Raw genomic sequence first — 26,072 nt, 5'->3', positions numbered from 1 at the left:
GCAACCGGTAATCGGAGGGCTTATGGGACGCGGACTGTTGTCTGGGCTGTGGGATGTGGAGGCCGCCATCTATGTGGGTCCTCCGCCATCGCAGGACCGTTTCAGGCTTGGCGCGCAAAGGACCGAAGCGGCGCTGCGCGCGGCGCGCGTCGAGGCCGAGCGTAACGGTTGGGCGGTTTCCATCGCGGTGGTCGATACCACAGGTGAGCCGCTTGGCCTGGTGAAGCTCGATGGCAGCCCGCCCGACAGCGCCCGATGCGCCATCCGAAAGGCTCAGCAGGTTACCGCCGCCGAGCAATGCGGCCTGTTCGACGAGGCGTCATCGATGCTGGGTCGGCAACGTCGGTTCCCCGCTGATGCGATCCCCATCTATGTCGAGCAGCGGTGCATCGGCGCGGTAGCGGTTCATGGGGTTCACCGGAGCGAGGCCGCTCAGGTCGCTTGCGCGGGCGCCGAGGCGCTCGAGCAGGACGCGTAAGCCGGCTGATCCGATCCGGGCAGCCACAGGTGTTACGACCCGGTACAGGCCGCTCGCCCAAGCGTGACCGGCCCCAGCCCGGATCGCCTCAGAGCAAGTGTCGGGAGATGTGCCTGGATATCTCGACGACCGAAGCCTTGCCGGTGAACTCGAACCTGACTTTGCCCAGCGATGAGAAGTAGATCTCCAGCTCCGAGTCCAGGTCGAAGGTTCCGGACGTTTCCACCGAATAGGCGACGATGTTCTTGTAGGGCAGGGAGGTGAAGTCCTTTTTGCTTCCGGTGATACCTTGCACGTTGACCGCGATGATTCGCTTGTTCGTGAACACCACGCCGTCGCGCATCGACTTGTACGCGTCGATGACCTGCTCGCCGTCCAGCAGAAGCGACCTGACCCGCTCCGCGTATTCATCGTTCTGCTTCAGTTTGAAGAAGCCCTTGTTGTTGAAGTCGATCATCTGGATTGCTCGTCAGCCCATGGAATGCAGAGCATACGCCGCAAGATGCTGCACGACCGGATCAGCCGTTCTGGAAAAGACGTTCGGACACGATCTGCCGTCCATCGCGCATTCGCACAACCCGGCGATTGGCTCAACCGCCTGACGCCAACCGCTCGCGTAGCAGCGCCATGAAAGCCGCCAACGATGGCGAGCGGGATACTGGGCGGGTTTCCAGCAGGCCGATCGAGCGCCGTGCCGGTTGCTCGATCGGGACCGTGCTGCATCGTTCGATATTGAAAACCGACGCGCAGCTGGCGGGGAGCAGCGAAAACCCCAGCCCCTCGCGCACCAGAGCCACGACAGAACTCATATGGGCCACCTCCCAGACGGGCGTTGGCTGCATGCCCAGATGACGTAGCGCGGCGTCGGCGAGCGGTCGAATGCTGGTGTCCGGCGTGAGGGCGATATAGGGAAGGTGCCGCCATTGCGTACCCCGCGCAGCATCGTCGCGAACCAGCAATACCAGGTTATCGTCAAGCAGCGGTTCGAAGTTCAGGCCTGACCCCTCGGCGGGCGAGGAGCTGATGCCGGCCTCGACCTCACCGCTGTTCACCCAGGCGAGAATCTCGCCCGCGCGGCCGTCGCGCAGCTGTACCTCGACGCCCGGATGCAGCTCGGAGAAGGCCGCGATGGCAGGCGGCAGGAACGACGCCGCGGCGGTTGGCAGTGCGCCAAGGCGAATGATGCCGCGGGTCAACGCCAGCGTCTCGCGCGCATCGCGTACCGCATCCTCCATGTCCCGCAGCATCCGCCGTGCCTGCGCGAGAAAGTGCCGCCCAGCCGGCGTCATTTCCACCATGCGGGTGTTACGCGCCAACAACTGCAGGCCGAGCGCGTCTTCGAGCTTGCGAATGGTGTAGCTCAACGCGGGCTGGGACAGATGCAACTGCTCGGAGGTACGGGTGAAGCTGCCGCTTTCGGCAACCCGCACGAAAGCGCGCAACTGGCGGAACGAGACGTTCATGGTTTACCTATAAGAATAGTGGATCAATTGATCTTACCTTTCGAATTCACAGAAGAATGACCCAGCTCCACCATGCAGGCAAACCGCAGTGGAGCGCACCATGACAAAAACCATCCACATCGGCTGCGGCGCCGGCTTTGCCAATGACCGTCCCGATGCCGCGCTGCGGCTCGCCCGGGACCTGGCCGGACGCAAGGGCCAACGCTACCTGATGCTCGAACTCCTCGCCGAGCGAACCCTCGCTGAGGCGCAATTGCGCAAGCGAGCCGACCCTGCCCAGGGCTACGCCGCACGGTTGTTCGATTTCATCGAGCCGATTCTCAAGCTTTGCCTCGAGCAGCGAATCCCGATCGTTACCAATGGCGGCGCGGCCAATCCGCAGGCCGCTGCCCGGCGTCTGCGCGAGTTGCTTGCCGCGCGCTACCCGCAGGCACGCATCGCCTGCGTGCTCGGCGACGACCTGTTGCAGGCCGACACCGCCGCGCTGGAGCGCTGGTTGCCAACCGACCTGCCGGCTGAGGGCCGGGTATCGATCAATGTCTACACCGGCGCCGACGGCATCGCCCAGGCGCTCGAGCAGGGTGCCCAGATCGTGCTCTGCGGGCGTGTCGCCGACCCGTCGCTGGCGGTGGGGCCGGCACGCCATGGCCTTGGCTGGGCGCGAGACGACTGGCAGAAGATGGCGGTCGCCACGGTTGCCGGGCACTTGCTGGAGTGTTGCACCCAGGTCACCGGCGGTTATTTCGCCCACCCCGGCATCAAGGACGTGCCTGATCTGGCGAACCTGGGCTGCCCCATCGTCGAACTCGGAGAGGATGGCAGCCTGGTGATCACCAAGACCGAAGGCAGCGGTGGCTTGGTCAGCGAGCGCACGGTCAAGGAACAGTTGCTCTATGAAGTGCATGACCCGCGCCGTTACCTGACCCCCGATGTGGTGCTCGATCTGGGCGAGGTGAGCGTTCGCCAGGTGGGCGAACACCGCGTCCAGGTCAGCGGGATTCAGGGGCATCCGCGACCGGAAACCCTCAAGGGGCTGGTCGGCTTGCGAGGCTTGTGGTTCGGCGAAGGCGAGATTTCCTATGCAGGTCCTGGGGCCCTGGCCCGGGCCCGGCTGGCGCGGGAGGTGCTGCTGCAGCGCTTCGCGCAGCTGGCGCCTCAGATCGAGCCGTGGATCGACCTTTCGGGGGTGGCCAGCCTGTTCAACGACGGGCGTGGCGAGTACCTGGCGCAACGTCTGGAACAGGTGTCGGAGCTGGACGACGTTCGCGTGCGGGTGGGGCTCACGCACCCTGACCGGGCGTTGATCGATGCCCTGCTGGCCGAAGTGGAGTCGCTGTATACCAACGGTCCGGCAGGCGGTGGCGGGGTCCGGCGCCACGTCAGCGAAAGCATCACCACGCAGAGCTTCCTGATCCCCCGCGATGAAATCCAAACGTCCCTGGAGTGGTATTGATGAGCGCATTCGTCACCCTGGCCGACTATGCCCATGCCCGTGCCGGCGACAAGGGCAACATCCTCAGTATCGCCGTGTTCCCGCTGAACGACGCGCACTACGCCTGGCTGCAGCGTGAGCTGACGAGTGAGCGCGTCGCTGAGTGGTTCGTAACCCGCCAGCCCAGCCGTGTCCGTCGCCACGCGCTCGACAGCCTCAAGGTCCTGAACTTCGTGCTGGAGGACGCGCTGGAAGGCGGCGTGAACCGAAGTCCGGGACTCGACCGTCACGGCAAGAGCCTGAGCTATCTGCTGCTGTCGATGCGCTTGCCCGCCCCGCCGGGCACCTGATTCGCGGCGTTGCGCCGCTTTGCCATCCGAGGTGTCGGCCTGCGAGCCGATGCCCGACAATAAAAACAATGACGAGGTGTACCACATGATTACAACCCTGGGCTTTCTGATGATGCTCAGCATCATCGTATTGATCCTGCTGCGCCGGATCAGTCCGGTGGTGGCCTTCACCACTATCCCCGTCGCCATCTGCCTGCTGGCCGGTTTCAGCCCGCAGCAGATCGGCGAGTTCATCAAGAGTGGGTTGATCACCGTCGCACCGACGGCGGCACTGTTTCTTTTCGCCATTCTGTTCTTCGGCATCATGCGTGACCGTGGCTTGTTCGATCCGCTGGTCAATCTGTTGATCCGCAGCACCGGCGGCAAGCCGCTGGCGGTGGCCGTGGTCACCGTGCTCGTCACCGCCGTGGTGCATCTGGACGGCGTGGGCGCGGCAACCTTTCTGTTGACGATTCCGGCGCTGCTGCCGCTTTATCGTCGGTTGAACATGAGCCCGGCGCTGCTGCTTTGCCTGGTGGGGACCACTGCCGGGGTTGGCAACATGGTGCCATGGGGCGGTACCACTGCCCGAGCTGCCGCCGTCTCCGGGCTGGACGCCACCCAGCTGTGGCTGGGCCTGGTGCCCGTGCAACTGGTCGGTCTGGCCTGCATGCTGCTGGTGGCGGTCTACCTCGGGCGGCGCGCGCAACGCCAACAACCTGTTTCCGTGGGAGCGGCGGCGACCATCGACTTCGACAGCGCGCGGGCCGAACCCCGTGAGCATGCACTGTCGCCGAGGACGCTGCGCTACTGGCTCAACGTGGCCCTGACAGGCGCGATCCTGGCCTGCCTGTTCACCGGCATCTTTCCGCTGTACGCCTGCTTCATGGTCGGCCTTGGCCTCGCGCTGCCGCTCAACTTCGTCTCGCTGGAGGCTCAGGCCGAGCGGCTCAAGGCCCACGCGTCGGACGCGCTGCAGATGGTGCTGGTGATGATGGCCGCGGCGGTTCTGCTGGGCGTGCTATCGGGCGCGAAAATGTCCGACGGGATGGCGCTGGCGCTGATCGATATCCTGCCGGCCGGCTCGGCGCAGTTCCTGCACGTCATCATTGGCGCGTTCGGCGTCCCGCTGGGCATGATCTTTTCGCCGGATGCCTACTACTTCGCCTTGCTACCGGTCATCCGTGACGTAGCGGTGGCAGCCGGTGTGCCGCTGGAAGCCGTCGCTCGGGCCATGCTGATTGGCGAGAACACCGGCTTTGCCATCAGCCCGGTGGTACCGAGCGTCTACCTGGCGCTGGCCCTGGCGGGCGTGGAGTTGCGCAAGCACATCGCCTTTACCTTTTTCTGGGCCTGGGGCGTGAGCCTGGTGATGCTGGCGTTCGCGGTCGCGATTGGCGTCGTGCAGGTCTGATCGGTTCTCGCGGCCGCGATCCGTTACGGGTGTGCGGCCCGCGTCGGCCTCTCACAGCGAACATCCCGCGGGCGCGCACGGGGCAGCTACCTGTTCGACGATCGCCGAGCCGCGGCACCGGTAGACGCCGATGCAGCGGGTCGGGGTCGGCCCGGCCCATGGGTCGCCGTACGGTCTGTAGTCCGGCCTGGCGGCGATGCTCGGGCAGAAGCGTGGCGCGTCTTCAAGCGCCGACCGCATCAAACTTCAACACAGGGCGACTCGATGCAACGGCCTGGCCGACTGCCGAGCCCGGGTCACGCGCGCAACCCGTCGGAAAATTCGCCGCTGATGCCCATCTCGGCTTGAATGACGTTGTGCCACAGAGCGTTCGAGGGGCTTCATCGTCCGGACAGCCCGCCAGGAGACTCCCCTGGCAGGCGCATCCGCGTCGGCGGGTGGGTTAATCCGCCAGCCGGGAGTCGTTCTGCATGCGACGTTCGACGATTGCGCTGGACCGCAACAGGACACTTCTGTTCTTCCCTACGGTCATTCATCGATCAGGCCGGCTACGGCTTATGGTCGACAATGGAAGGTCGTACGTGTTTTCCTTGTTCGACTCGAACCTGCCGATGCGCAGGGCAACTCCTGCAATTGATTCAGGCTCGCGAGTCCATCATTCGATGCGATCCCTGGCATCGCCATGCATTTCCAGCGGTTGTACATAGACAGGTAATGGACGTTCGCCACATTTCAGATATCGAAGATACGCCGATATAACGCCGGGATGGATCACACGATGTCGAACATAGGACAACTTCCCGGCGCGCTCAGCGAATACGACAGCCTGGTTTCGTTGTGTGCCAGCGCGTTCGATGCCATCCCCGGTGCGGTCTATCTCTGTGACCGTGACGGCTGGCTGGTCAGGTACAACGCCGAAGCAGCCGAGTTGTGGGGCCGGACACCCGTGCTCGGGGTGAATGGCGATCGTTTCTGCGGTTCGCATCGGCTATTTCTGAACGACGGTACGCCACTGGCATTCGAAGACTGCCCCATGGCGTTGGCGCTCAGTACGGGCGTTGCGACGCGCAATGGGCAGGTGATCATCCAGCGTCCGGACGGTTCCCGCTTCGTAGCCCTGGTGAACATCAGGGCCCTCAGGGATCGACACGGGGCGATTCAGGGCGCGATCAATTGTTTTCAGGACGTCACGGCACAGCATGCGATGGCCGAGGAGCTTCGGCGCAAAAGTGCCGATCTGGAAGACTTCTTCGATAACAGCGCGGTGGGACTTCATATTGTCAGCGCCGATGGGACCATTCTTCGCGCCAACAAGGCCGAGTTGTCCCTGCTTGGATATACGGCACACGAATATATCGGGCGCCACATAACCGAGTTTCATGTCGATGCGCCGGTTATAAGCGACATTCTGGATAAACTGTCCAAGGGCGAATGCCTGGAAGGCTATCCGGCGCGTCTACGGGCCAAGGACGGTACCATCAAGCATGTCGTGATCACCTCCAATGGACGTTTCGAGGCGGGCAAGTTCTTCAATACCCGTTGCTTCACCATCGATGTGACCGATGTCCATTTGGCTGAAAGAGCGCGTAGAGAGAGCGATGATCGGCTTTCAGCGACCTACGAGGCCGCCACGATAGGCATCGCCGAAACCGATGCGCAGGGGCGCCTGGTTCGCGTGAACGACGCCATTTGCACGATGCTGAACCGGAGCCGCGAGCAACTGCTGGCGATGACGTTCCTGGACTATACCCATGCGGACCACACCGAGCAGGATGCCGCGTTGTACGCGCGTCAGGTGGCCGGCGAGCTGGACAGCTACGTGCTTCGAAAGCGCGCGTTCAAGCCTGATGGCGAAATCGTCTACCTGGACATCCACAGCTCGTCCGTGAGGGAGCCTTCTGGCGCCTTCCGCTATGGGGTGCGGGTGATTCAGGATGTCACTCTTACCCAGCGCATGGAGGACCGTATCCGGGAAAGCGAACGGCATATGCGCAACCTGCTCGAAGCCTTGCCGGCGGCGGTTTATACGACCGACGCCGACGGCCGTATCACCTTCTTCAATCAGGCCTCGGTCGAATTGTCAGGCCGAACGCCTCAACTGGGCGAGATGTGGTGCGTCACCTGGCGGCTGTACAACGCCGACGAAAGCCCCCTGCCACACGACCAGTGCCCGATGGCGATCGCCCTGAGGGAAGACCGTCCCATACGCGGCGTCGAGGCGATCGCGGAGCGGCCGGATGGCACCCGCGTGCCCTTCATTCCCTACCCGACGCCATTGCACGATGCAGATGGCACCCTGGTCGGTGCGATCAACATGCTTGTCGACATCACCGAGCGCAAGCAGGCGGAGAACAGGCAGAAGACCCTGATCGATGAACTCAACCATCGAGTCAAGAACACCCTGGCCACCGTCCAATCGCTGGCCGCCCAGACCGCGCGGAACGCACGAAGCGCAGACGACGTTTACAAGCGGTTCGAAGCGCGGCTGCTGGCCTTGTCGCGGGCGCACGACCTGTTGACGAAGCGGCATTGGGGCGACACTCCGCTCGATTCCCTCGCGCGTGAAGTGCTGATGCCCATCGTCGGTCATGAGCCCGGCCGTATCGCCATCGACGGGGCGGCAATCGAGGTCAGCCCGCGCGTCGCGCTGAGCCTCACCATGACGCTCAACGAGCTGGCGATCAACGCGCTCAAATATGGAGCAATGTCGGACGAGACCGGTAGGCTCTGCGTCAGCTGGGACGTCCAGGCACAATCGAATGCATCGCTGCTGGTCTTCGACTGGCGTGAGCAAGGCGGGCCGGTGGTGGCCCGACCTGAACGACATGGGCTGGGGTTTCGCTTGATGGCGCGCTGCATAGAGCGTGACCTGGGGGGCACACTCGACATCGACTTCGCCCCTGATGGGTTCGTTTGCCGCTTCTCGATTCTTGTCGGAGCAGAAGATCCGTGACCCCGTTCGATGGAGTGAGAGTACTCGTCGTCGAGGACGAGGGCGCCGTCGCGATGATGATCGAGGACATGCTGCAAGAGTTTGGCTGCGAGGTCGTCGCCTCAGTCGCTCGGCTCGCCACCGCACTCGAGCTGGCCAGGACGGTGAACGTCGACCTGGTGATGCTGGACGTCAACCTGGCCGGGCAGCGGGTGTTCCCTGTGGCCGATATCCTTCATGCCCGCAATGTTCCGTTCATCTTCAGCACAGGGTATGGCGCGAGCGGAATACCGGAACGGTTCGGTGAATACCACACGTTGCACAAGCCGTTCTCGGAATGCGACCTGCGAAAAAAGATCGCGCTGACCTTGTCTGAGCGCAAGGTGGGCTCATTCCGGTAGCGGCTCAATCCTGAGCGCTGAACGCTCGCCCCGATTGCAGATGCCCGCCGGCCCACCGTCCAGGATTTACGGAACAGGCGTGTCGAGGCGACTATCAGAAAGTGGCAGGCACTAGGCATCGAGTGGTGCCTACGTACTCTTCGAGTAAGTAGAGCGTGTCTCCAACATCGACTCCCATCGCCTGTAAAACCTCGTCAGGCAGGCGAATAGCGCCGTCGCCGTCCCAGTCCTCAATCACTTCTTGATGTTTGCATCGTGAGTCCCGGAAACCGTTGAATGGATGTCCGCAGGGGGAGGCAATGGTGAGCCGTTGCCAACGAATTCCCGCGGCGCAGATCGACAGCATAGGCAAAAAGCTTTCGGGCCCAGAGCCTGACAATGACCGCTAAGCCTCTGCTCCAGCCGATGTTTCGGTCTTCCAGTTGCCGCGGGGCATTCACACAGTTTGGTGGGCTATCGCCTAGTCATGCCTGCCAATCGAGCAGTGTTGCCATTACCGGATAGTAGTTTACCGATATCGGCTATTTACTACCTCGGGCCGTTCCTAAAGTGACCTGACGAAACCCGAGTGGTTTGATCAGGAAACGAGCATGTCTAGCCTTTCCCTACGTGTCGAACGTATCGAGTCCCTGACTCCGCGCATCCGCCGGCTGCTGTTGGCAAGCGAAGGCGGCCAGGCGCTCCCGTCTTTTTTGCCGGGGGCCCACATTGAACTGCATGTGCCGGGCGAGCGCCCGATGCAGCGCGCTTACTCCTTGGTGAACCTGCCTGGGGAAAACTACTACGAGATCGCGGTCCAGCTGGAGCAGCCCAGCACCGGTGGCTCGCGCTGGGTGCACGGGCTCCAGGAAGGCCAGTCGCTCAAGGTCGAGGCACCGAAGAATCATTTCCCGCTTTCCGAGATGGCCAAGGATGCGCTGCTGATTGCAGGTGGCATCGGTATCACGCCGATCCTGGCGATGGCGCGGGCCTTACGCCAGGAGGGTCGCGGCTTCGCGCTGCACTACGGCGGTCGGGATGCGTCTGGCATGGCCTATCTCGACGAGGTCCGCGCCATGCCTGAGGCGCGCTGCTGGATCAGCGGCGAGCCGGCCAGCGGCCGCATACCACTGAGCGAGGTGTTGGCCGCGCCGGTGGCCGGGCGGCATTTGTACGTATGCGGCCCGAAATCGCTGATTGCCGATGTACTGGATACCGCCCGTGATCTCGGCTGGGCCGAGGACTATCTGCATAGCGAGCTGTTCGCCGGCAGCCTGGAAGTGGCTGGCGAGACCGCCTTCGACGCGGAGCTGCGAGGGAGTGGCGTCACGCTGCATGTCCCGGTTGGGCAAAGCCTGCTGGACGTGATGGTCGCGGCCGGCCTGGACCCCATGTTCGATTGCCGCCGCGGCGACTGCGGTGTTTGCGTGACCCAGGTGCTCGAAGGAGACGCCGAGCACCGTGATATCTGCCTGTCCGAGCGCGACCGTGCTTCGGGGAGTTTCTGCACCTGCGTGTCCCGCGCTCGCGGCGGCCGACTGGTGCTCGATCTGTGATGAGGACAAAACAATGATTCCATCGAACGAGGAGATCGCCGCGCTGGTGCGGGGCGACAGCGTGCACAAAAGCGTCTACACAGACCCGACGCTGTTTCAATTGGAAATGGAGCGCATCTACGGCCAGGCCTGGATCTACGTCGGCCACGAAAGTCAGGTCAAGGCCGTCGGCGATTACCACACCACACGCATTGGCAATCAGGATGTGATCATGGTTCGGGGCGCTGACAACAAGGTCAACGTTCTCTATAACCGCTGCCCGCATAAAGGCGCCAAGCTGGTGGCAGACGGTGATGGCAGCGTGGGCAAGTTCTTCCGCTGCCCATACCACGCCTGGACGTTCAAGCTCGACGGCGATCACCTGTCGGCACCACTCAAGAGCGGCTTCGAAGGCACCTGCTACGACCCTAAACACCCTGACTTTTCGATGGTGAGTGTGGCCCGGGTCGACAGCTACCGCGGCTTTGTGTTTGCCAGCCAGGCCGATTTCGGTCCGGATCTGAAGAGCTTTCTCGGTGATGTGATCAGCTCCATCGACAACCTCTGCGACCGTTCACCGGTAGGTGAGGTTGAGGTCGCTGCGGGCGTGTTCCGCGTGATGCAGCGTTCCAACTGGAAGGTCTTCTACGAAAACCTGCACGACACCATGCACGCCCGGATCACTCATGAGTCCTCCTTCGAAGCGGCCCGCAGCGAGGCCAGTGTCATTGGCGAGATGCCTTTCGAATTGCTGATCATGGACGGCAATGGCGAGCCTTACGATTTCTGGGAAAAGCTCGAGCTGCGTGCCTATAACAACGGCCACGGCTACATGGAAGCCATTTTCGATCCGGCAGCGGCCACTCGCGATCCGGTTTCCCGTGCCCATTTCGAATGCCTGACGCAAGCCTACGGCGCAGAGCGGGCGCAGGAAATCCTGGGGATGAACCGACACAACACGGTGATCTATGGCAGCGGCTCGCCGCATACCGTGTTCCAGCAGTTCCGGGTGATCCGCCCGCTGTCGGTGAACCAGACCATGGTCGAGATCCAGACCTTCCGCCTCAAGGGCGCACCGGAGGAAGTATTCGATCGCGCGTTGACCTACGCCAATGTCATCAACTCGCCTTCTTCAAACGTGATGCCCGACGACGTAGAGGTCTACGCCCGCTGCCAGGAAGGCAACCTGACCCGCGGTGGTGACTGGGTGAGCATGCACCGCTATGCCGGCAGCGACACCATCCTGCCCGATGGCGCGGTGTCCACCAACGGCACCAGCGAACTGCCAATGCGTAACCAGTTCGCCGCCTGGAAGCAGTACATGACCGCCACCCTAATCGCCAAGGAGAGCACCCATGCAGTTTGATCGTAACTTCGACTTCGGCACTCGCGATCTACAGCCGGTTCAGGTTGGCCATGATATGCAGCGCGATATCGAGCGGTTCATCTTCGACGAAGCGCGGCTGCTGGACGAGCGTCGTTTCTGGGAATGGGATGCGCTGTACACCGAGACCGGCATGTACTGGATGCCGCACAAGCACGAGCAGGCGAACCCCTTCGACCACATCTCGCTGTTCTGGGAAGGTCGCATGCTGCGCGAGGTGCGTATCCGCCGGGTGGAAAACGCGCGTAACTGGTCGCAGCAGCCGCCAACCCGGACTGCGCATCTGGTCGGCAACATCGTTGTAGAGGGTTGCGATGCGGCCGGGCACCTGGTGGTCCGTGCTGTCTTCCAGGTCAGTGAATGGCGACTGGAACAGCGCCAGCTTGCAGGCCGCTATACCTACAAGCTGGCGGAGCAGGACGGCGGTGGCTGGAAGATCGCGCTCAAGCGGGTCGACCTCGTCAATTGCGAAGACGTGTTCGCCAATCTCGAGGTGTTCGTCTGATGAGTCGGCCCGCCGTACTCGCCCTGCATTATCAGAACGATGTGCTGCATCCGGATGGTCGCATCCGGGTGGGGCTGGCGGCCGATGATCCGGCCCGCGCGAAGGTACTGGGCGCGGCAGCTGCCTTGCTCGAAGACGCAAGGGCGCGTGGCTGGCCGATCATCCACGTCCGGGTGGCCTACCGCCCGGACTATGCCGACTTGATCCAGAACGCGCCGATTCTCAAAGCCGTGGCCACCAGTGGCGCGGTCCAGGACGGCAGTTGGGGCGCGGATTTCTACGAGCCGCTCGCCCCAAGGTCTAGCCTCGACGAATTCGTGCTCAAGCACACCCGGATCAATGCGTTCTACGGCACGCCGCTGGAAATCCTCCTGCGGGCCGTTCAGGCGGACCGCCTGCTGATCGCCGGTGTGGCCACGCATTCGGTGGTGGAAAGCACTGTGCGCCACGCCGTCGATTGCGGCTTTGAGGTCACCGTCGCGGCCGACGCCTGCGCTTCGGCCAATCCTGCCGCGCATGAAGCGTCGCTCGCCAGCATGCAGCTGATCGCGCAGATAAGCGATGTGCGTACTGCCATGGAGACACTGTGATGAATAACGCCTTAAGCCTGGTCGGAAAGGTCGCCATCGTTACGGGCAGCACCCAGGGCCTGGGTACTGACATTGCCCGCAGCTTGCTGGCGGCGGGTGCGCGGGTGATGTTGCTCGGTCGAAACCGTGAGAGCGGCAGTGCGCTGGCCGCGGAAATGGGCGAGTACTGCCGCTTCTGCCCCTGCAACGTCGAGCTGGATGAAGATATCGACCAGTGCATCGAGGAAACCCTGGCAGCCTTCGGGCGCCTCGACATTCTAGTGAACAATGCCTGCATCTATGAGGATCAGGGGCTCGCATCCAGTCGCGAGCAATGGCTGCACACCCTGAACGTCAACCTGATCTCTGCCGCGATTTTTACCCAGAAAGCCGGCGCGCAAATGACCGCGGGCGGCACCGTGATCAACATCGGCAGCACCGGCGGCAAGTTCGGCGCCAGCGGGAGGGCGCTGTATCCCGCCTCTAAAGCCGGGTTGATCCAGCTCACCAAGAACTTCGCCGTGTCGCTGGCCGAGCAGCGCATCCGTGTGGTGTGTGTATCACCGGCCTGGACCTGGTCGCCTTCGGTCGCTAAGTTCGCCGGCGGTGATCGAGGCCTGGCCGACCGCGTGGGCGCTCACTTTCACCCGCTTGGCCGGGTCGGCAGCGGTGAGGAAGTGGGCAACGCGGTTTGCTTTCTCTGTAGCGAGGCCGCGTCGTGGATTACCGGAGTGGATATTCCTGTAGACGGTGGCTTTTCAATCCTCGGTCCGGACCAGGGAATCGCTCCCCGTACCTGGTTCGAACGGCTCGGCAGCGATCAATAGCGGTATCAAACGCTTTGCAAATACGAAGGAGATGAAGATGAACAAGACGATCGACATCCGCGCCACCGATGGCCGTGGCAGTTTCTCCGGTTACCTGGCGCTGCCCTCCAGCGGCCGTGGCCCTGGCGTAGTGATTGGCCAGGAAATCTTCGGCGTAAACGCCAACATGCGGGCGATAGCCGACCTCTACGCTGAAGAAGGTTACGTGGCGCTGGTACCGGATCTGTTCTGGCGCCTCGAGCCAGGTATTGAGCTGAGCTATGAGGAAGCGGACTTCTCAAAGGCCATCGACCTGTTCCAGCGTCTCGATGTGGACAAGGCCGTGGAAGACATTGACGCTAGTTTTGCCGCCCTGCGCGGTCTGGCCGAGGTGGAAGAGGGCGGTCTTGGCTATGTAGGTTTCTGCATGGGTGGCAAGCTCGCCTACCTGACCGCCACCCGTACCCAGGCAGCTACTTCGGTCGGCTATTACGGCATGGGTATCGACCAGTACCTGGACGAGGCGGACAACATCAAAGGGCGGCTTGTGCTGCACTTCGCCGAACTGGATGCCTATTGCGACGGCGCCACGCGCGAGCTGCTGGGCAAGGCCCTAAGTGGACGCTCTAACATCGAGCTCTACACCTACCCCGATGTGGATCACGCCTTCGCCCGCTTCGGCGGCACGCATTTTGACAAAGCGGCCTTTCTGATGGCCCATGAGCGCAGCATCGCCGCGCTAAAACGCGAAATCGGCCCTGACTACAACCTCTCAGCGCTGTGGGAAAAGCATGTCGAGCATGAGTTCGGCACTCGCGACGTGCCGGCGACCATGGCCACGATGGTTGCCGAGCCTTACGTCAACCACATTCCGACCATGACCGGTGGTGTTGGCTACAAGGAACTGAGCCGTTTCTACCAGCACCATTTCGTGCATGGCAATCCGCCAGATATGAAGCTCATTCCCATCTCGCGTACCGTGGGCTCGTCGCAGATCGTCGACGAATTCATCATGTGCTTCACTCACACCACGGAGATCGACTGGTTGCTGCCCAATGTGGCACCGACCGGGAAGTACGTGGAAATCCCGATGCTCGGGGTGGTCAAGTTCCGCGGCGACAAGCTCTACCACGAGCACATCTATTGGGACCAGGCGAGCGTATTGGTGCAGATCGGTCTGCTCGACCCCACCGGCTTGCCCGTAGCCGGGATCGAGACGGCGAAGAAGCTGTTGGACGAGACCTTGCCGTCGAACACTCTGATGAACCGCTGGGCGACTAGCGAAGGGCGCTGATCGATGAACACGGCCTTGGACTCTCATCGCAGGGAGGGCCAAGGCCTTTTTGATCACGGCACAGGTACCTCGAACCAGCTGCCTGCGATCGGATACGAAGGATGGCACCAGAGTACGGAGAAGGCACCTCCTCCGTCTTTGGCCCTGTTCAGGTGTGCCGAGGCAGTTCGCCAAACCGCTCGCGGTAATAACTAGCAAAGCGCCCCAGATGGCTAAAACCGTAATCCAGGGCCACTTCGGTAACGCTCAGGTGGCGCGAGCCGAGCAGGCGTTCGCGTGCGGCTTCCAGGCGAAGGTTGCGCATCCGCTCCATCGGCGGTTGGCCGTAACACCGTTGACAAAGGTTGCTCAAGCTACGAACGCTCATTCCGCATTCGGCTGCCAGTTCCTGCAAGGTAACGGCATCGGTCAGCCGGCTTAGCATCAAGCTTTCAACCTTGCGTGCTTGCCGGTCGATCGGCGAACAATGCAAAGCCGGTTTGTCCCTCGGCTGATGAGTGAGCAGGAACATCGACAGGCTTTCTTCCAGATGGCGACGCCAGGGGGGATTGTCGCCGTCGCTGTCATCGTCTCCGGGTAACTGATCAAGCAAGTCGCCAAGCAGGCGCAACCCGCGCGCGCCCTGGCGACCATCCAGCTTGAACAGCGGCTGCATGTCGGCATTGGGCAGACTGCCTTCGGCTACGAGTCGCGCGCGGGCCGGTTGCAGCAGGCTGCGCGGTACTTTGACGATCAGCTGTTCGCAGCCTGCGCGCCATATGAGCTTTGCTTCGTGCTGAGGCGCCAAGACCGTCAGCTGGCCTGGCTGCGCTTCCAGTGTGATCCCGTCGCACTCCAGCACGGCGCTGCCACGCAGTGGCATCTGAATGAGGACGAAATCGGTGAAGGGCTTCGGTCGGACCTCCACTTCAGCCCCATAGCGGAGCACATAGAGGTCGCAGCGACTGATGGCGGCGCGGAAAAAGGCCGTGTCCACGGGGCCCTGGCGCCATCTCAGGTCATGATCGACCAGTTCTCGCGCCAGAAGCTGGTGGCTCTCCTGGCGGCAACGGCTGGTGAATACCGGCTCTCGGCAAAGGCTGGACAGATCCAGGCCTGCCGCCGTGCAAACCTGCATTGCGGTCATGGCTCTCACCTTTACGTTCAGAATGCGCGATTGCGGCGGGCTTCATTGCGCTGTGAGGTCATGCTCGGCGTTTCGTCGAACAACTTCCGGTACTCGGTAGAGAAGCGCCCGAGGTGAGTGAAGCCCCAGCTCATGGCGATTTCTGAAATGTTGCGTGCAGAGCGGTCTTCGAGAATCTCCTGGCGCACTGCAGTCAAACGGTATTTCTTCAGATAGGCCATGGGTGCCAGGCCCAGGTGTTTCTTGAAACCTTCAAACAGTTTGAAGCGGGAGATGCCGGCGGCCGCTTCGATGTCATCAAGGTGAACTTCGTCCCGTGCGTGGGCGTGTAGAAACTCCTGCGCAAGCACCAGATAATGCGGCAGCTTGACCTGACAGGCGCGGCTCAGCTCGGCTGTGTAGTTGTTCGGTTGCGCCAGTATGAGGCCCTTGATGAGCAGCGTTTCCAGATCCGAGGAAAGGGACGGCTGGCCGAAGAGCGCACCAGTGTGCTGCATCTCGATCAGGAAGTGCTTGACCATTCGCCACCAGGCACCGGTGGCACCATTTACCGCATCCATCCGGGTCTCGAACCGCAAGGGTTCATCGGCGGAGCGATGCAGCATACTTTCCAAGGTGCGGCGCATCGCCTGGCGCGGGATTGCGACCTGTAGCTTGCGGCATTCGCCGCTCATCGTCAGTTCTTGGTTTATATGGGGCGAGACAATCACGCCACTGTCTCGGTCCGATTGCACGAGGGCGCCGCTGCGGCTGTGTTCCTGCTCGCCTTCCAGCGGCAGGCTCAGGCTGTAGCTATTGAGCGAGCGAGCATCCTCAATGCCGACGGTGACGTCAGTACCGTACTCGATATACCCGAGCGTGGATGTACTCAGCATCCGTCCCATGTGTTTGAAATGGATATGCCGGGGTGCACTGACCTTCAACCGATGCGGTCCACAGATGCCGTTCATCCAGGCGTGAGCGCCGGCGAGGTCGTGGTGGTCAGCCTGAATGTCGCGATAGACAGTCGAATTTAACGCACTCATCACTCGGTCTTCCTGCAAGGCTAGTCTCGGTTGCGTTCTAACGACGCATGCCGTCTTCAACGCAAACGCCATACCAGTCACGTCGCGGCCAAACTTTACGGATAGCGAATAAGAAATAACCGGATAGGAATGGTGGATCTGGGTGACTAAATGGCGGCTTCGGCCTGCAGGGGAGCACTTGGCAACGGCTTCTGTCCGGTTTGCGGGTAGCAGAAAGTAACGCTGGAGGATCCAAGCGCTACGGCATCAGGCCTGGGCTTTCGAGGTCTGGGAACAAAAGGTGCACTTGCCACAGCTCGCGCTCGTTTTGGGGGCGCGGTTCGTTCTTTGCAGCTCTTGGATAGAAAAGGCTGAAAAAGCGGATATCTCAAGCCATCCCCCGAGAGTTTAATCGGTGCGCCTATACGTGACCGGCGAAGTCGTCGTCGGACACCCTCCCAGATCTGCCCCAAAGGCGCCGTTATGCAATCCATTTCCTCTCTTCAGGACGCCGGTCAAACCGAGTCATTCATCTTCCGCACTGATCTGGATGGAAAGCTGGACATGTGCAACGACGCGTTTGCAAAAGCCTGTGGGTACAGCCGCGAAAGGCTGCTGGGAAAGCCCTGTTCGCTCCTGCGCCACCCTGATACGCCGGATGCCATCTTTATCGACCTTTGGCAGTCTTTGCATGCTGATCATCCCTGGGCTGGCGTGGTGATGAATCGTCGTCAGGACGGTGAAGCATTCTGGCTGGACTTGTACATCATGCGCGTCTTCGACGGCGACAAGCATGTCGGTTATGGCGCCATGGCCCGTCCCGCAAGTGACGTGCAAGTCGCCAGGACCAAACGGCTGTATCGCCAGCTGCTGAGCAGCGCACGGCACCTGGCCATAGCCTGCGATTACCTGAAGCCTGTGGCGCTGACGGCAGTTTGCGTGGCGCCAGTCATCGCATTGGCGCTTGCCGCTGGCGCGTCCCCGACACTGGGGGCGCTTGCCGTGCTGCCCTTGTTCGGACTGCAACTATGGTTAAGGTGGCGTCAGGAGCGCGACATGCAGCAATTGCTGCAAAGTGTTCCGTCGGCGTGCATCAGCACGCTCTCCGCGCGGGCCTACAGCGAGGGTAACGGCGTGATTGCGCTGGCTAATCTGGCGCTGCATGGGTTCAACGCGCGGCTGCACACCGCGCTGTTACGCATCGGCATGGCCGGCAAACAGGTAGAAGCCAGCTCAATGGAGTACGCCGCTCGCGTTCAGCACGACGCTGAATCGCTCGACGCCCAGCGTGCCGAAACAGATCAGGCGGCCACGGCAATCTGCCAGATGGCAGCCACCGTTGAGGAGATTGGTCGACACGTACACCACACCGCGTGCTCTGCCGGCGATGCTCACACCCTGGCAGAACGAGGCCTGGCCATGGCCGCTCATAACCAGGAGTCGATGCAGGAGTTGAGCAATGCGGTAAAGGGCATCGGCGATGCCATCGCGCAGCTGGTCGATGCCAGCGATTCGATAGGGGGTATGGTCGATGTCATCAATGGCATCGCGGAACAGACCAACCTGCTTGCCCTGAATGCGGCCATCGAAGCAGCCCGTGCGGGCGATCAGGGCCGTGGGTTTGCCGTGGTGGCCAGCGAGGTGCGCTCGCTCGCCTTGCGCACCCAGCAATCGACCGAACAGGTGCGCCTACTGATTGCTGATTTGCGCAGCAGCACGCGCCAGTCTGTCGCCGTGTCTGCCCGCGGCGTCTCGCTATCTGAAGCCTGCGCGCAAGAGGTCGATTCGCTGCGCGAAGCGTTGAACGGCATCGTGCATTCGGTCGGCGAGATTTCCGCCATGAGTCACCAGATGGCCGTTGCCACGGAGCAGCAGACGCAGGTAGTCGGTGACATCAGCGGCCAGATCGAAAGTATCGCGACCCTGGCCACTAGAAATGCCGGGAGCGCTAGCGAGGGGGCGCAGAGCAGTCGCCTGCTGCTCAGCCAGGCCGAAGCGCTAAGGGAGCTGGCACAGCGCTTCGATCGTTGAGGCGCCCTGACTAAGTGGATAGCTTTCATCGACGACCCGGATAGTCCCTTACAGGGGCAGGGGCTTTTAATCACCGCTACTCTTCATCACCTCAAAGGTCCAATCATGAGTAGCAGAACCCTTCCACAATGGCAGGACTTCATCCAGGGCTGTCTGGATTTCCGCCCCGTTGAGGGCATCTACCGCATCGCGCGCGAGATGTTCACCGAGCCGGAATTGTTCGATCTCGAGATGGAGCTGATCTTCGAGAAGAATTGGATCTACGCCTGCCATGAAAGCGAGATCGCCAACAATCATGACTTCATGACCATGCGCGCTGGCCGCCAGCCGATGATCATCACCCGTGATGGCGAGGGGCGACTGAACGCCCTGATCAACGCCTGTCAGCACCGGGGCACGACTCTTACCCGCGTTGGCAAGGGCAACCAGTCGACCTTCACTTGTCCGTTCCATGCCTGGTGCTACAAAAGTGATGGCCGCCTGGTAAAGGTCAAGGCACCGGGCGAATACCCGGAAGGCTTTGACAAAGCCACTCGTGGCTTGAAGAAAGCGCGCATCGAGAGTTACAAGGGCTTCGTTTTCGTCAGCCTTGACGTAGCAGGCACGGACTCTCTGGAAGACTACCTGGGCGATGCCAAGGTGTTTTTCGACATGATGGTGGCGCAGTCGAAAACCGGTGAGCTGGAAGTGTTGCCCGGCAAGTCCACCTACACCTATGACGGCAACTGGAAACTGCAGAACGAGAACGGCCTCGACGGTTATCACGTGAGTACGGTCCACTACAACTACGTGGCCACGGTACAGCATCGTCAGCAGGTCAACGCATCCAAGGGGGCTACTGAGTCCAGTACCTTGGACTACAGCAAGCTGGGTGCCGGCGACGCCGAAACCGATGACGGTTGGTTCGCGTTCAAGAATGGCCACAGCGTGTTGTTCAGCGATATGCCTAACCCGGCCGTGCGCCCCGGTTATGCGGCCATCATGCCGCGTCTCGTAGAGGAATATGGCCAAGGCAAAGCCGAGTGGATGATGCATCGCCTGCGCAACCTCAATATCTACCCGAGCATGTTCTTCCTCGACCAGATCAGCTCGCAGCTGCGCATCATCCGTCCGGTGGCCTGGAACAAGACTGAGATTCACAGCTTCTGCCTGGGTGTGAAGGGTGAGTCCGACGCAGACCGCGAGAACCGCATTCGTCAGTTCGAAGACTTCTTCAACGTCTCTGGCCTCGGTACCCCGGATGACCTGGTGGAGTTCCGCGAAGCACAGCGTGGCTTCGAAGCCCGTCTGGAGCGCTGGAGCGACATTTCCCGCGGTTACGAGAAGTGGGTTGAGGGCCCGACCGCGAACAGCGAGACCATCGGGATTTCCCCCGCTTTGACCGGCACCGAGTTCACCCATGAGGGGCTTTACGTCAACCAGCACGGCGCCTGGCAGAAATTCCTGCTCGACGGTCTGGCCGCAAAATCCCTTAAACCCCGTGAGGTGTGATGATGAATTCGCAACTGCAGTACCAAGTGGAGCAGTTCTTCTACCGTCTGTCCGAGCTCTGCGATGCTCAGGACTGGGACGCTTACCTGGACATGTTCGACGAGAACAGTGAGTTCCATCTGCCACAGTGGGAATCCGAGCACCGCTACACCACCGATCCGAAGCGCGGTATGTCACTAATCTACTACGCCAATCGTTCGGGGTTGGAGGACCGGGTATTCCGCATCCGTACCGGTAAAGCCGCTTCGGCCAACCCGATGCCGCGCACCATGCATGCGATCAACAACGTGCGCATTGCCGAGCACGAGGGAGGGCAGCTTCAGGTCAAGGTCAACTGGCAGACGCAGTATTGCCGGCTAGCCACCTCGGAGCAGTTCTACGGCTGGGCCACCTACAATCTCGTGCAACGCGATGACAGCTTCAAAATCACCCGCAAGCATGTAGTGCTGCTCAACGACACCATCAATTCGGTGCTCGACTTCTATCATCTGTAACATTCCCTGCTTGTAGCCTTTGCCCCGTTGATCATGCATCGGGGCATTTTTTTACCCGTTGTAGCCGGTCTAGAGTTGGATCGGTCAAGGCTGCCGGGCTCGGCAATGGGTTGTGGACGCGCTCCGTGGCTGCGGTAGACGAATCGGCGCTGCGTAGCTGGCGAGTTGGTGGCGAATCGCGTTTGACGGCTGGACCGTCTGCCGTTGATTCGTAATGGGGTGGCGCAGGCGCTGGGGTCAGCCCGCAGGCCACGACAACCTGTGAAAACAAATGCTGCTCGCTGAGCTAGCTCCTTGTACAGACGCTGTTCTTTAAAAAGAAAAACACCCTGTAAAGGTTGTCTTTGCAGGGTGTCGGTGACCAACTGGGTATGCATCGCCCCGCAGTGAGCTGGAGCAGGGCGGATGCGTGGCGAATCAGAATTTGAATGTGTACGTTGTGATCAAGCGGTTCTCTTTGAAGTCGTTGCCCGATGCGGCACCTGCGCCGTAACGGGTCTTGATATCCATATGGCGCCATTCAAAGCCGAGGCCCTTGAGTGCACCGCTCTGGACCACATAACCCAGGTTCAGGTTGAACTCGCTTTCGACGTTCTCCGATTGATCGCCGCCGCGGTCGATGCCGGTACCGCGCATGTAGCGCGTCATCATCTTCATGCCGGGAATGCCCATGCCCGCGAAATCATATTCGTAGCGAGCCTGCCAGGAACTCTCGTTAGGCTTGATGAAGGCGATGGTTGACCAGTTCACCAGGTACGGTTGTGGGGCATAACCGCTCAGTGTTGGAAACGCGCTGTCACCGAGCATGCGCTGATAACCCAGGCCGAAGCTGTGAGCGCCTTTACTGAGGACCGTCATGGCACCATATGACTGGTTGTCGATATTGCCGTAATAAGCGTCGCCATCCTCGCTATTGTCGAAATAGCGCAGATCAGTCTTCAGCTTGTACCCACTTCCTAGGTCGGCAAGGTGAGCCAGGCCGAAGTAGTGCTGCTCGTAGATGTCTTCCAGCTGCCCATAAAAGTATGTCGCCGACAGCGCGGAGGTGAATGCATAGGTGCCGCCACCGAAATTCAGGCCGTCGCTGCGAATGCGCACATCAGGGCCATTGAACAGGTACATCTTTTCGCTGCCGGCAGACTCACGGCCGCTCATTCTGGTGAAGCGTCCGGCGGTCAAAGACAGGTTGTCGATCTCTTTGGTTTCCACCGAGAAGCCGTGATAGGTGGTGACCATCAGGCGGGAGTCGTCAAAGAACGCGACCGGCAATTTGGGCCGGTGCTCACCGACTTTCAACTCCGTTTTGGAAAAGCGCATCTTGCCGGTCAGCGCGGCACGCCCCCACTCACTGGCTTGCTCGCCCTCGCTGCGATCGTAAGGAATGATGCCGTCCGGGCCGCGTCCGCCACCGCCGTCGAGGCGAAATGCGTATTGCGCGGAGAGGTCCAGACCAAATTGCACAGGCCCTTCGGTATAACCCGAGATCGCCCGAAAATCGAATGCTTGAGACCAGTTGCCCACCCGCGATGTGGGGGCGTTGTTCTGCTTGAAATCCCGATCGAGGTAGAGGTTGCGAAGCCCGAGACTGACCGCGCTGTCGTCGACAAAGTCGGCTTGCACAGTCAAGGGTAGGCAGCCCAGCAAGCCTGCAACTGCTGCACTGCGCCTGAATGTATTCCTTCGAAGCATCTTCTAGTTACCTTCCTGGAGATTGGCAACTAATAGTTGCCAGTTAGGTTGGGCAGTTTTTTATGTCTTCTTGTTGCCGGCTTAAGTGCCGATCGATTTATTGAGATAAATAAAGTTAATCTCGCAGTCGATTAGGCAGTAAGTATCCTTCCGCATCTATCCAGATATTGAAAAAACAGTATCCGATTTGTTGCGACTGCCGCGAGAGGTCACGGCAACCGTGGCTCGCCAATGGATCAGGAGGCGGGCGTGTTGGGTGGTCGCCTGAACGTCGAAATAACCGGATAAGCCTCGCCTATAAATGGGATAGACCATCAGGTGGGCGCGGAATCAAATAGGGTTCAAGCGCATGGTTGCTTCGGCAGACTGCTTCGCAAGGCAACTCATGAACTTATGGCCACCAAACGCTCAAGTGGTAATTCGCATATGATGCATAAAGTCGCGTTCAGTTTTGCCGACGGCAAGACGGTTTTCTTTCCGGTAGAGCAGAACGAGATTCTGATCGACGCGGCTATGCGCAATGGCATCAAGATCCCACTGGACTGCCGGGAGGGTGTCTGCGCTACCTGTCAGGGTCGCTGCGAGTCGGGTAGCTACACCCAGGACTATGTCGACGACGAGGCCCTGAGCGCGCAAGACCTTGCACAGGGCAAGGTGCTGACCTGCCAGACCCGCGTCCAGTCAGATGCCACCTTCTATTTCGACTTTGCCTCGACCCTCTGCAGCCAGACCGAGTCAAGCCCGGTGACTGGTGTAGTCACCGGCGTGGAGCAGGTTTCTCCAACCACGGCGATTCTACATCTGGACGCTGGTCAGTCCGCCGTGCCGCTGGATTTCCTGCCAGGACAGTACGCGCGGCTGAGCATACCTGGCACCTCCAGCACCCGCGCCTATTCCTTCGCCAACCGCCCAAGCCCGACCAATCAGCTGCAGTTCCTTATCCGGCTGCTCCCAGATGGTGCGATGAGCAACTACATTCGAACGCAGTGTCGTGTGGGCGACGAGATCAACATCGAAGCACCGCTTGGCACCTTCTATCTGCGCCAGCCAGCCCGGCCACTGATTTTCGTTGCCGGCGGCACGGGGTTGTCGGCCTTCCTCGGAATGCTCGATCAGTTGAGCGAAACCGGCTGCGACCAGCCGATCTCCTTGTATTACGGCGTACGCAGCGCCACGGATCTCTGCGAGCTCGAGCGAATCGCCCGCTATGAACAACGGCTAGGCCAGTTTCGATTCGTGCCGGTGGTCAGCGGCGATGACAATGATTGGGACGGAAAACGCGGTTACGTCACCGATCATTTCGACGCCACTGCACTTAGCAATGCGCCATCCGACATCTACGTTTGCGGCCCGCCGCCGATGGTGGAGTCGATCAAGACTTGGCTGAGCGAACAGGCTTTGCACCAAGGTCAGCTCTACTACGAAAAATTCACAGACAGTTCTACAGAGGTCTAGTCCGCCTGTGGCACATAAAATGCCGGCGCGATAACAAGAAAAATGAATTTCCTTCTTTTCTGCCCCAAAAACGAACTACCAAAAAGGGCTCGACGCGCCCGGATAACAGATAAGGCAGCCTCATGAAAAAAATTGTTTCGCGTGCATTGATCAGTATCGCTGTCTCAGCCAGCCTCAGCGCTCCGGCCCTGGCCCAGGAGCCGCTGCGCATCGGTTTCATCACCACCCTTTCGACCCCGGCCGGCTACCTTGGGGAAGACTCGCGAGACGGCTTCGCGCTGGCCCTCGACGAGGCGGGCAACAAGGTCGGCGACGTACCGGTGCAGATCGTCGTCGAGGACGACGGCCTGCAACCGGCCCGTGCCAAGCAGATTGTCGATCGCATGCGCATGGACGGCATCGACCTCTACTCCGGGGTGATCTTTTCCAATGTGCTGGCAGCGGTAATGACCACCGCACTGAAGGATGACGGTTTCTACGTGAGCCTGAACACCGGCCCATCGACCCTGGCCGGCAAAAACTGCAAGCCAAACTACTTCGTAGCTTCCTATCAGAACGACACCATCCACGAGATGGCCGGCGTCGCAGCCAACGAGTTGGGTTACAAGAAGATGGTCATCCTGGCGCCGAACTACCAGGGCGGCCGGGATGCACTGGAAGGCTTCAAGCGCACCTTTGCCGGTGAAGTCACAGAGATCTACACCAAGCTCAATCAGCTGGATTTCTCGGTGGAGCTGGCCCGGGTCCGCTCTGTTGCGCCGGACGCCGTGTTCCAGTTCCATCCGGGAGGTGCGGGCATCAACTTCGCCAAGCAGTACGGCGGCTCCGGGCTGGCCAAGACCACGCCCATGGTCGTGCCGGTCTTCTCCATGGATGAGCGGATGCTTGATGCCACAGGCGCCGTGGCCAAGGGGACCAATATCGTGACCTTGTGGAACCCCGAGTCGGACAACCCGGCCAACCAGGCCTTCGTGAAGAATTTCACCGACAAGTACAACCGCGTGCCAACCGTGTATGCCGCTCAATCCTACGATACCGCCCGGTTGATGCTTTCCGCACTGGAGGCCACCGACGGTAGTGTCAAGGATGTAGAGGCTTTTCGTGCAGCCATGCGCAAAGCCGATTTCGAATCCATCCGCGGCAATGTGAGTTTCGCCAACAACAACCATCTGGTCATCGACTGGCACCTCCTGCGTGTCGAGGAAGACGCGAACGGCAAGCTGGTGCAGAAGCCTGTACAGGTCATCGCCGAGGCGCAAGTCGACAGTTTCGCCGCTGAATGCGCCATGTAATGTGAAGCCCTGGCGCCGTGGGTGCCGGGGTTCTACCGCAGGATTTTCCCATGTTGTTGTTCGAACAAATTCTCAACGGGTTGCAGTACAGCGCCTTGCTGTTCCTACTGGCTTCCGGGCTGACCCTGATTTTCGGAATCATGGGCGTGATCAACCTCGCTCATGGCACCTTCTATATGGTTGGCGCTTTCTGCTCGGCCTACACAGCCATCGCCACAGGGTCGTTCTGGCTGGGGGGGCTAGCCGCGATAGTGGGGGCCGCTCTCTATGGACTGGTAATTGAGACCGGCGTTATCCGGAAACTCTACGACCGCGATCACCTTGATCAGGTGCTAGCGACCCTCGCGGTCGTGTTTTTCACCAACGAACTGGTGACCTTGTTGTTCGGGCGAAGCCCACCACCGGTGCCGACACCAGATTGGTACAACAGCTTCGTTGAGGTGATTCCTGGTCTGATGTACCCGGTCAGTCGGCTGCTGTTCATCGGCGCCGGTATTCTGGTCGCGCTCGGCATGTGGTTACTGATCAACCATACCCGCGTCGGCATGCTGATCCGCGCGGGTGCCGATGATCATGAAATGGTCGGGGCCATGGGCGTCAATATCAGGCGCCTGTACACCTGTGTGTTCGTCTTCGGTTGCGCCCTCTGTGGTCTCGCCGGCTTCATGGCCGCGCCGTTGCTGTCGGTAGAGACGGGCATGGGCGAGCGCATCCTGATCACGACCTTCGTGGTGATCGTGGTCGGCGGCGTCGGCTCGGTGCGTGGCGCATTGGCCGGGGCTTTGGTGATCGGAATGGTCGACAGCCTTGGGCGCGCCTTCATCCCGCAGATCCTCGATGGCCTGTTACCCGCTACGGTCAGCGGCACCCTCAGCGCCGGGCTGATTTCAGCCAGCGCCTACATCGTCATGGCGCTGGTGTTGCTGGTGCGTCCGCGCGGCCTGCTGCCGGCACGCGCCTGAAGGAGTT

23 protein-coding genes and 1 pseudogene are annotated in these 26,072 nt (G+C 60.9%); 18 read left to right on the top strand and 6 right to left on the bottom strand.

The genetic code is table 11. From position 1 onward, the window contains the following. The first annotated feature begins 22 nt into the window (after positions 1 to 22). Positions 23 to 478 carry a GlcG/HbpS family heme-binding protein gene (locus GQA94_RS02930; protein WP_158186666.1) on the top strand — a complete coding sequence of 152 codons (456 nt, stop codon included), beginning with the start codon at positions 23 to 25 and terminating at the stop codon, positions 476 to 478. Positions 479 to 566: 88 nt separating this feature from the next. Here GQA94_RS02930 and GQA94_RS02925 read toward each other — a convergent pair whose 3' ends face one another. After that, positions 567 to 935, bottom strand: coding sequence for a PH domain-containing protein (locus tag GQA94_RS02925; RefSeq protein ID WP_158186665.1), 369 nt, complete (start codon positions 933 to 935; stop codon positions 567 to 569). A 133-nt stretch (positions 936 to 1,068) separates the two neighbouring features. Next, the gene (locus GQA94_RS02920) at positions 1,069 to 1,941 is read right to left on the bottom strand and encodes a LysR family transcriptional regulator (protein WP_158186664.1); all 873 of its coding nucleotides are present in this window, start codon (positions 1,939 to 1,941) and stop codon (positions 1,069 to 1,071) included. Positions 1,942 to 2,041: 100 nt separating this feature from the next. Between GQA94_RS02920 and GQA94_RS02915 the strand changes: the two genes are divergently transcribed. The 5 genes from GQA94_RS02915 (at position 2,042) to GQA94_RS02895 (ending at position 8,449) form a co-directional block, all read left to right on the top strand. Then, positions 2,042 to 3,394: an acyclic terpene utilization AtuA family protein gene (locus tag GQA94_RS02915; RefSeq protein WP_158186663.1), complete on the top strand. Its 1,353-nt coding sequence runs from the start codon at positions 2,042 to 2,044 to the stop codon at positions 3,392 to 3,394. Continuing rightward, entirely contained in the window at positions 3,394 to 3,723 is a 330-nt protein-coding gene (locus GQA94_RS02910; RefSeq protein WP_199270091.1) for an AtuA-related protein, read from the top strand. Before GQA94_RS02915 ends, GQA94_RS02910 begins: the two co-directional genes overlap by 1 nt. A gap of 85 nt (positions 3,724 to 3,808) precedes the next feature. Next, a complete protein-coding gene (locus GQA94_RS02905) occupies positions 3,809 to 5,116 on the top strand; it encodes a CitMHS family transporter (RefSeq protein WP_158186661.1) in 1,308 nt (435 codons plus the stop codon). Positions 5,117 to 5,894: 778 nt separating this feature from the next. Continuing rightward, entirely contained in the window at positions 5,895 to 8,069 is a 2,175-nt protein-coding gene (locus GQA94_RS02900) for a PAS domain-containing sensor histidine kinase (protein ID WP_158186660.1), read from the top strand. Next, positions 8,066 to 8,449, top strand: a complete 384-nt coding sequence (locus GQA94_RS02895; protein WP_158186659.1) for a response regulator — start codon at positions 8,066 to 8,068, stop codon at positions 8,447 to 8,449. The genes GQA94_RS02900 and GQA94_RS02895 overlap by 4 nt, the downstream gene beginning before the upstream one ends. A 109-nt stretch (positions 8,450 to 8,558) precedes the next feature. On the opposite strand, the pseudogene GQA94_RS23355 reads toward GQA94_RS02895, so the two are convergent. Continuing rightward, positions 8,559 to 8,687: pseudogene (locus GQA94_RS23355) on the bottom strand (AbrB/MazE/SpoVT family DNA-binding domain-containing protein); the annotation flags it as partial. Positions 8,688 to 9,039: 352 nt separating this feature from the next. Here GQA94_RS23355 and GQA94_RS02885 point away from each other — a divergent pair. Genes GQA94_RS02885 through GQA94_RS02860 form a run of 6 tightly spaced genes read left to right on the top strand, consistent with a single transcriptional unit; the run spans position 9,040 to position 14,521 of the window. After that, a complete protein-coding gene (locus GQA94_RS02885) occupies positions 9,040 to 9,984 on the top strand; it encodes a PDR/VanB family oxidoreductase (RefSeq protein ID WP_158186658.1) in 945 nt (314 codons plus the stop codon). Between the two features lie 13 nt (positions 9,985 to 9,997). Continuing rightward, the gene (locus tag GQA94_RS02880) at positions 9,998 to 11,329 is read left to right on the top strand and encodes an aromatic ring-hydroxylating dioxygenase subunit alpha (RefSeq protein WP_158186657.1); all 1,332 of its coding nucleotides are present in this window, start codon (positions 9,998 to 10,000) and stop codon (positions 11,327 to 11,329) included. Beyond that, positions 11,319 to 11,852: an aromatic-ring-hydroxylating dioxygenase subunit beta gene (locus tag GQA94_RS02875; RefSeq protein ID WP_158186656.1), complete on the top strand. Its 534-nt coding sequence runs from the start codon at positions 11,319 to 11,321 to the stop codon at positions 11,850 to 11,852. The genes GQA94_RS02880 and GQA94_RS02875 overlap by 11 nt, the downstream gene beginning before the upstream one ends. Continuing rightward, positions 11,852 to 12,442, top strand: coding sequence for a cysteine hydrolase family protein (locus GQA94_RS02870; RefSeq protein ID WP_158186655.1), 591 nt, complete (start codon positions 11,852 to 11,854; stop codon positions 12,440 to 12,442). Before GQA94_RS02875 ends, GQA94_RS02870 begins: the two co-directional genes overlap by 1 nt. Beyond that, positions 12,442 to 13,248, top strand: a complete 807-nt coding sequence (locus GQA94_RS02865; protein WP_158186654.1) for an SDR family oxidoreductase — start codon at positions 12,442 to 12,444, stop codon at positions 13,246 to 13,248. The genes GQA94_RS02870 and GQA94_RS02865 overlap by 1 nt, the downstream gene beginning before the upstream one ends. Positions 13,249 to 13,285: 37 nt before the next feature. After that, positions 13,286 to 14,521 (top strand): dienelactone hydrolase family protein, encoded by a 1,236-nt coding sequence (locus GQA94_RS02860; protein WP_158186653.1) that lies wholly within the window; start codon positions 13,286 to 13,288, stop codon positions 14,519 to 14,521. 148 nt (positions 14,522 to 14,669) lie between these two features. Here GQA94_RS02860 and GQA94_RS02855 read toward each other — a convergent pair whose 3' ends face one another. Further along, positions 14,670 to 15,647, bottom strand: coding sequence for an AraC family transcriptional regulator (locus GQA94_RS02855; protein WP_199270090.1), 978 nt, complete (start codon positions 15,645 to 15,647; stop codon positions 14,670 to 14,672). A 17-nt stretch (positions 15,648 to 15,664) separates the two neighbouring features. After that, positions 15,665 to 16,672, bottom strand: a complete 1,008-nt coding sequence (locus GQA94_RS02850) for an AraC family transcriptional regulator (protein ID WP_158186652.1) — start codon at positions 16,670 to 16,672, stop codon at positions 15,665 to 15,667. A gap of 462 nt (positions 16,673 to 17,134) precedes the next feature. Here GQA94_RS02850 and GQA94_RS02845 point away from each other — a divergent pair, with 462 nt between their 5' ends. The 3 genes from GQA94_RS02845 to antB all read left to right on the top strand — a co-directional run bounded on the left by GQA94_RS02845 (position 17,135) and on the right by antB (position 20,667). Next, positions 17,135 to 18,682: a methyl-accepting chemotaxis protein gene (locus tag GQA94_RS02845; RefSeq protein ID WP_158186651.1), complete on the top strand. Its 1,548-nt coding sequence runs from the start codon at positions 17,135 to 17,137 to the stop codon at positions 18,680 to 18,682. 105 nt (positions 18,683 to 18,787) lie between these two features. Further along, a complete protein-coding gene (gene antA, locus GQA94_RS02840; RefSeq protein ID WP_158186650.1) occupies positions 18,788 to 20,173 on the top strand; it encodes an anthranilate 1,2-dioxygenase large subunit in 1,386 nt (461 codons plus the stop codon). A gap of 2 nt (positions 20,174 to 20,175) precedes the next feature. Continuing rightward, positions 20,176 to 20,667 (top strand): anthranilate 1,2-dioxygenase small subunit, encoded by a 492-nt coding sequence (gene antB, locus GQA94_RS02835; RefSeq protein ID WP_158186649.1) that lies wholly within the window; start codon positions 20,176 to 20,178, stop codon positions 20,665 to 20,667. Positions 20,668 to 21,084: 417 nt separating this feature from the next. Here the strand turns inward: antB and GQA94_RS02830 are convergent, their stop codons facing one another. Further along, entirely contained in the window at positions 21,085 to 22,356 is a 1,272-nt protein-coding gene (locus GQA94_RS02830; protein ID WP_158186648.1) for an OprD family porin, read from the bottom strand. Between the two features lie 426 nt (positions 22,357 to 22,782). Here GQA94_RS02830 and antC point away from each other — a divergent pair, with 426 nt between their 5' ends. The 3 genes from antC to GQA94_RS02815 all read left to right on the top strand — a co-directional run bounded on the left by antC (position 22,783) and on the right by GQA94_RS02815 (position 26,065). Then, entirely contained in the window at positions 22,783 to 23,811 is a 1,029-nt protein-coding gene (gene antC / locus GQA94_RS02825) for an anthranilate 1,2-dioxygenase electron transfer component AntC (RefSeq protein WP_158186647.1), read from the top strand. Positions 23,812 to 23,933: 122 nt separating this feature from the next. Continuing rightward, entirely contained in the window at positions 23,934 to 25,103 is a 1,170-nt protein-coding gene (locus GQA94_RS02820; RefSeq protein ID WP_158186646.1) for an ABC transporter substrate-binding protein, read from the top strand. Positions 25,104 to 25,153: 50 nt separating this feature from the next. After that, entirely contained in the window at positions 25,154 to 26,065 is a 912-nt protein-coding gene (locus GQA94_RS02815) for a branched-chain amino acid ABC transporter permease (RefSeq protein ID WP_158186645.1), read from the top strand. The last annotated feature ends 7 nt before the right edge of the window (positions 26,066 to 26,072 follow it).

It is taken from the genome of Stutzerimonas stutzeri, from assembly GCF_009789555.1.
GTDB classification, from domain to species: Bacteria; Pseudomonadota; Gammaproteobacteria; order Pseudomonadales; family Pseudomonadaceae; genus Stutzerimonas; species Stutzerimonas stutzeri_R.
This window is presented reverse-complemented; position numbering and strand designations above follow the sequence as displayed.

Excerpts from the sequence above, each read along its gene's own strand:
- GQA94_RS02930 (WP_158186666.1), top strand. The coding sequence starts at position 23 with ATGGGACGCGGACTGTTGTCTGGGCTGTGGGATGTGGAGGCCGCCATC.
- GQA94_RS02925 (WP_158186665.1), bottom strand. The coding sequence starts at position 935 with ATGATCGACTTCAACAACAAGGGCTTCTTCAAACTGAAGCAGAACGAT.
- GQA94_RS02920 (WP_158186664.1), bottom strand. The coding sequence starts at position 1,941 with ATGAACGTCTCGTTCCGCCAGTTGCGCGCTTTCGTGCGGGTTGCCGAA.
- GQA94_RS02915 (WP_158186663.1), top strand. The coding sequence starts at position 2,042 with ATGACAAAAACCATCCACATCGGCTGCGGCGCCGGCTTTGCCAATGAC.
- GQA94_RS02910 (WP_199270091.1), top strand. The coding sequence starts at position 3,394 with ATGAGCGCATTCGTCACCCTGGCCGACTATGCCCATGCCCGTGCCGGC.
- GQA94_RS02905 (WP_158186661.1), top strand. The coding sequence starts at position 3,809 with ATGATTACAACCCTGGGCTTTCTGATGATGCTCAGCATCATCGTATTG.
- GQA94_RS02900 (WP_158186660.1), top strand. The coding sequence starts at position 5,895 with ATGTCGAACATAGGACAACTTCCCGGCGCGCTCAGCGAATACGACAGC.
- GQA94_RS02885 (WP_158186658.1), top strand. The coding sequence starts at position 9,040 with ATGTCTAGCCTTTCCCTACGTGTCGAACGTATCGAGTCCCTGACTCCG.
- GQA94_RS02880 (WP_158186657.1), top strand. The coding sequence starts at position 9,998 with ATGATTCCATCGAACGAGGAGATCGCCGCGCTGGTGCGGGGCGACAGC.
- GQA94_RS02875 (WP_158186656.1), top strand. The coding sequence starts at position 11,319 with ATGCAGTTTGATCGTAACTTCGACTTCGGCACTCGCGATCTACAGCCG.
- GQA94_RS02870 (WP_158186655.1), top strand. The coding sequence starts at position 11,852 with ATGAGTCGGCCCGCCGTACTCGCCCTGCATTATCAGAACGATGTGCTG.
- GQA94_RS02865 (WP_158186654.1), top strand. The coding sequence starts at position 12,442 with ATGAATAACGCCTTAAGCCTGGTCGGAAAGGTCGCCATCGTTACGGGC.
- GQA94_RS02860 (WP_158186653.1), top strand. The coding sequence starts at position 13,286 with ATGAACAAGACGATCGACATCCGCGCCACCGATGGCCGTGGCAGTTTC.
- GQA94_RS02855 (WP_199270090.1), bottom strand. The coding sequence starts at position 15,647 with ATGACCGCAATGCAGGTTTGCACGGCGGCAGGCCTGGATCTGTCCAGC.
- GQA94_RS02850 (WP_158186652.1), bottom strand. The coding sequence starts at position 16,672 with ATGAGTGCGTTAAATTCGACTGTCTATCGCGACATTCAGGCTGACCAC.
- GQA94_RS02845 (WP_158186651.1), top strand. The coding sequence starts at position 17,135 with ATGCAATCCATTTCCTCTCTTCAGGACGCCGGTCAAACCGAGTCATTC.
- antA (WP_158186650.1), top strand. The coding sequence starts at position 18,788 with ATGAGTAGCAGAACCCTTCCACAATGGCAGGACTTCATCCAGGGCTGT.
- antB (WP_158186649.1), top strand. The coding sequence starts at position 20,176 with ATGAATTCGCAACTGCAGTACCAAGTGGAGCAGTTCTTCTACCGTCTG.
- GQA94_RS02830 (WP_158186648.1), bottom strand. The coding sequence starts at position 22,356 with ATGCTTCGAAGGAATACATTCAGGCGCAGTGCAGCAGTTGCAGGCTTG.
- antC (WP_158186647.1), top strand. The coding sequence starts at position 22,783 with ATGATGCATAAAGTCGCGTTCAGTTTTGCCGACGGCAAGACGGTTTTC.
- GQA94_RS02820 (WP_158186646.1), top strand. The coding sequence starts at position 23,934 with ATGAAAAAAATTGTTTCGCGTGCATTGATCAGTATCGCTGTCTCAGCC.
- GQA94_RS02815 (WP_158186645.1), top strand. The coding sequence starts at position 25,154 with ATGTTGTTGTTCGAACAAATTCTCAACGGGTTGCAGTACAGCGCCTTG.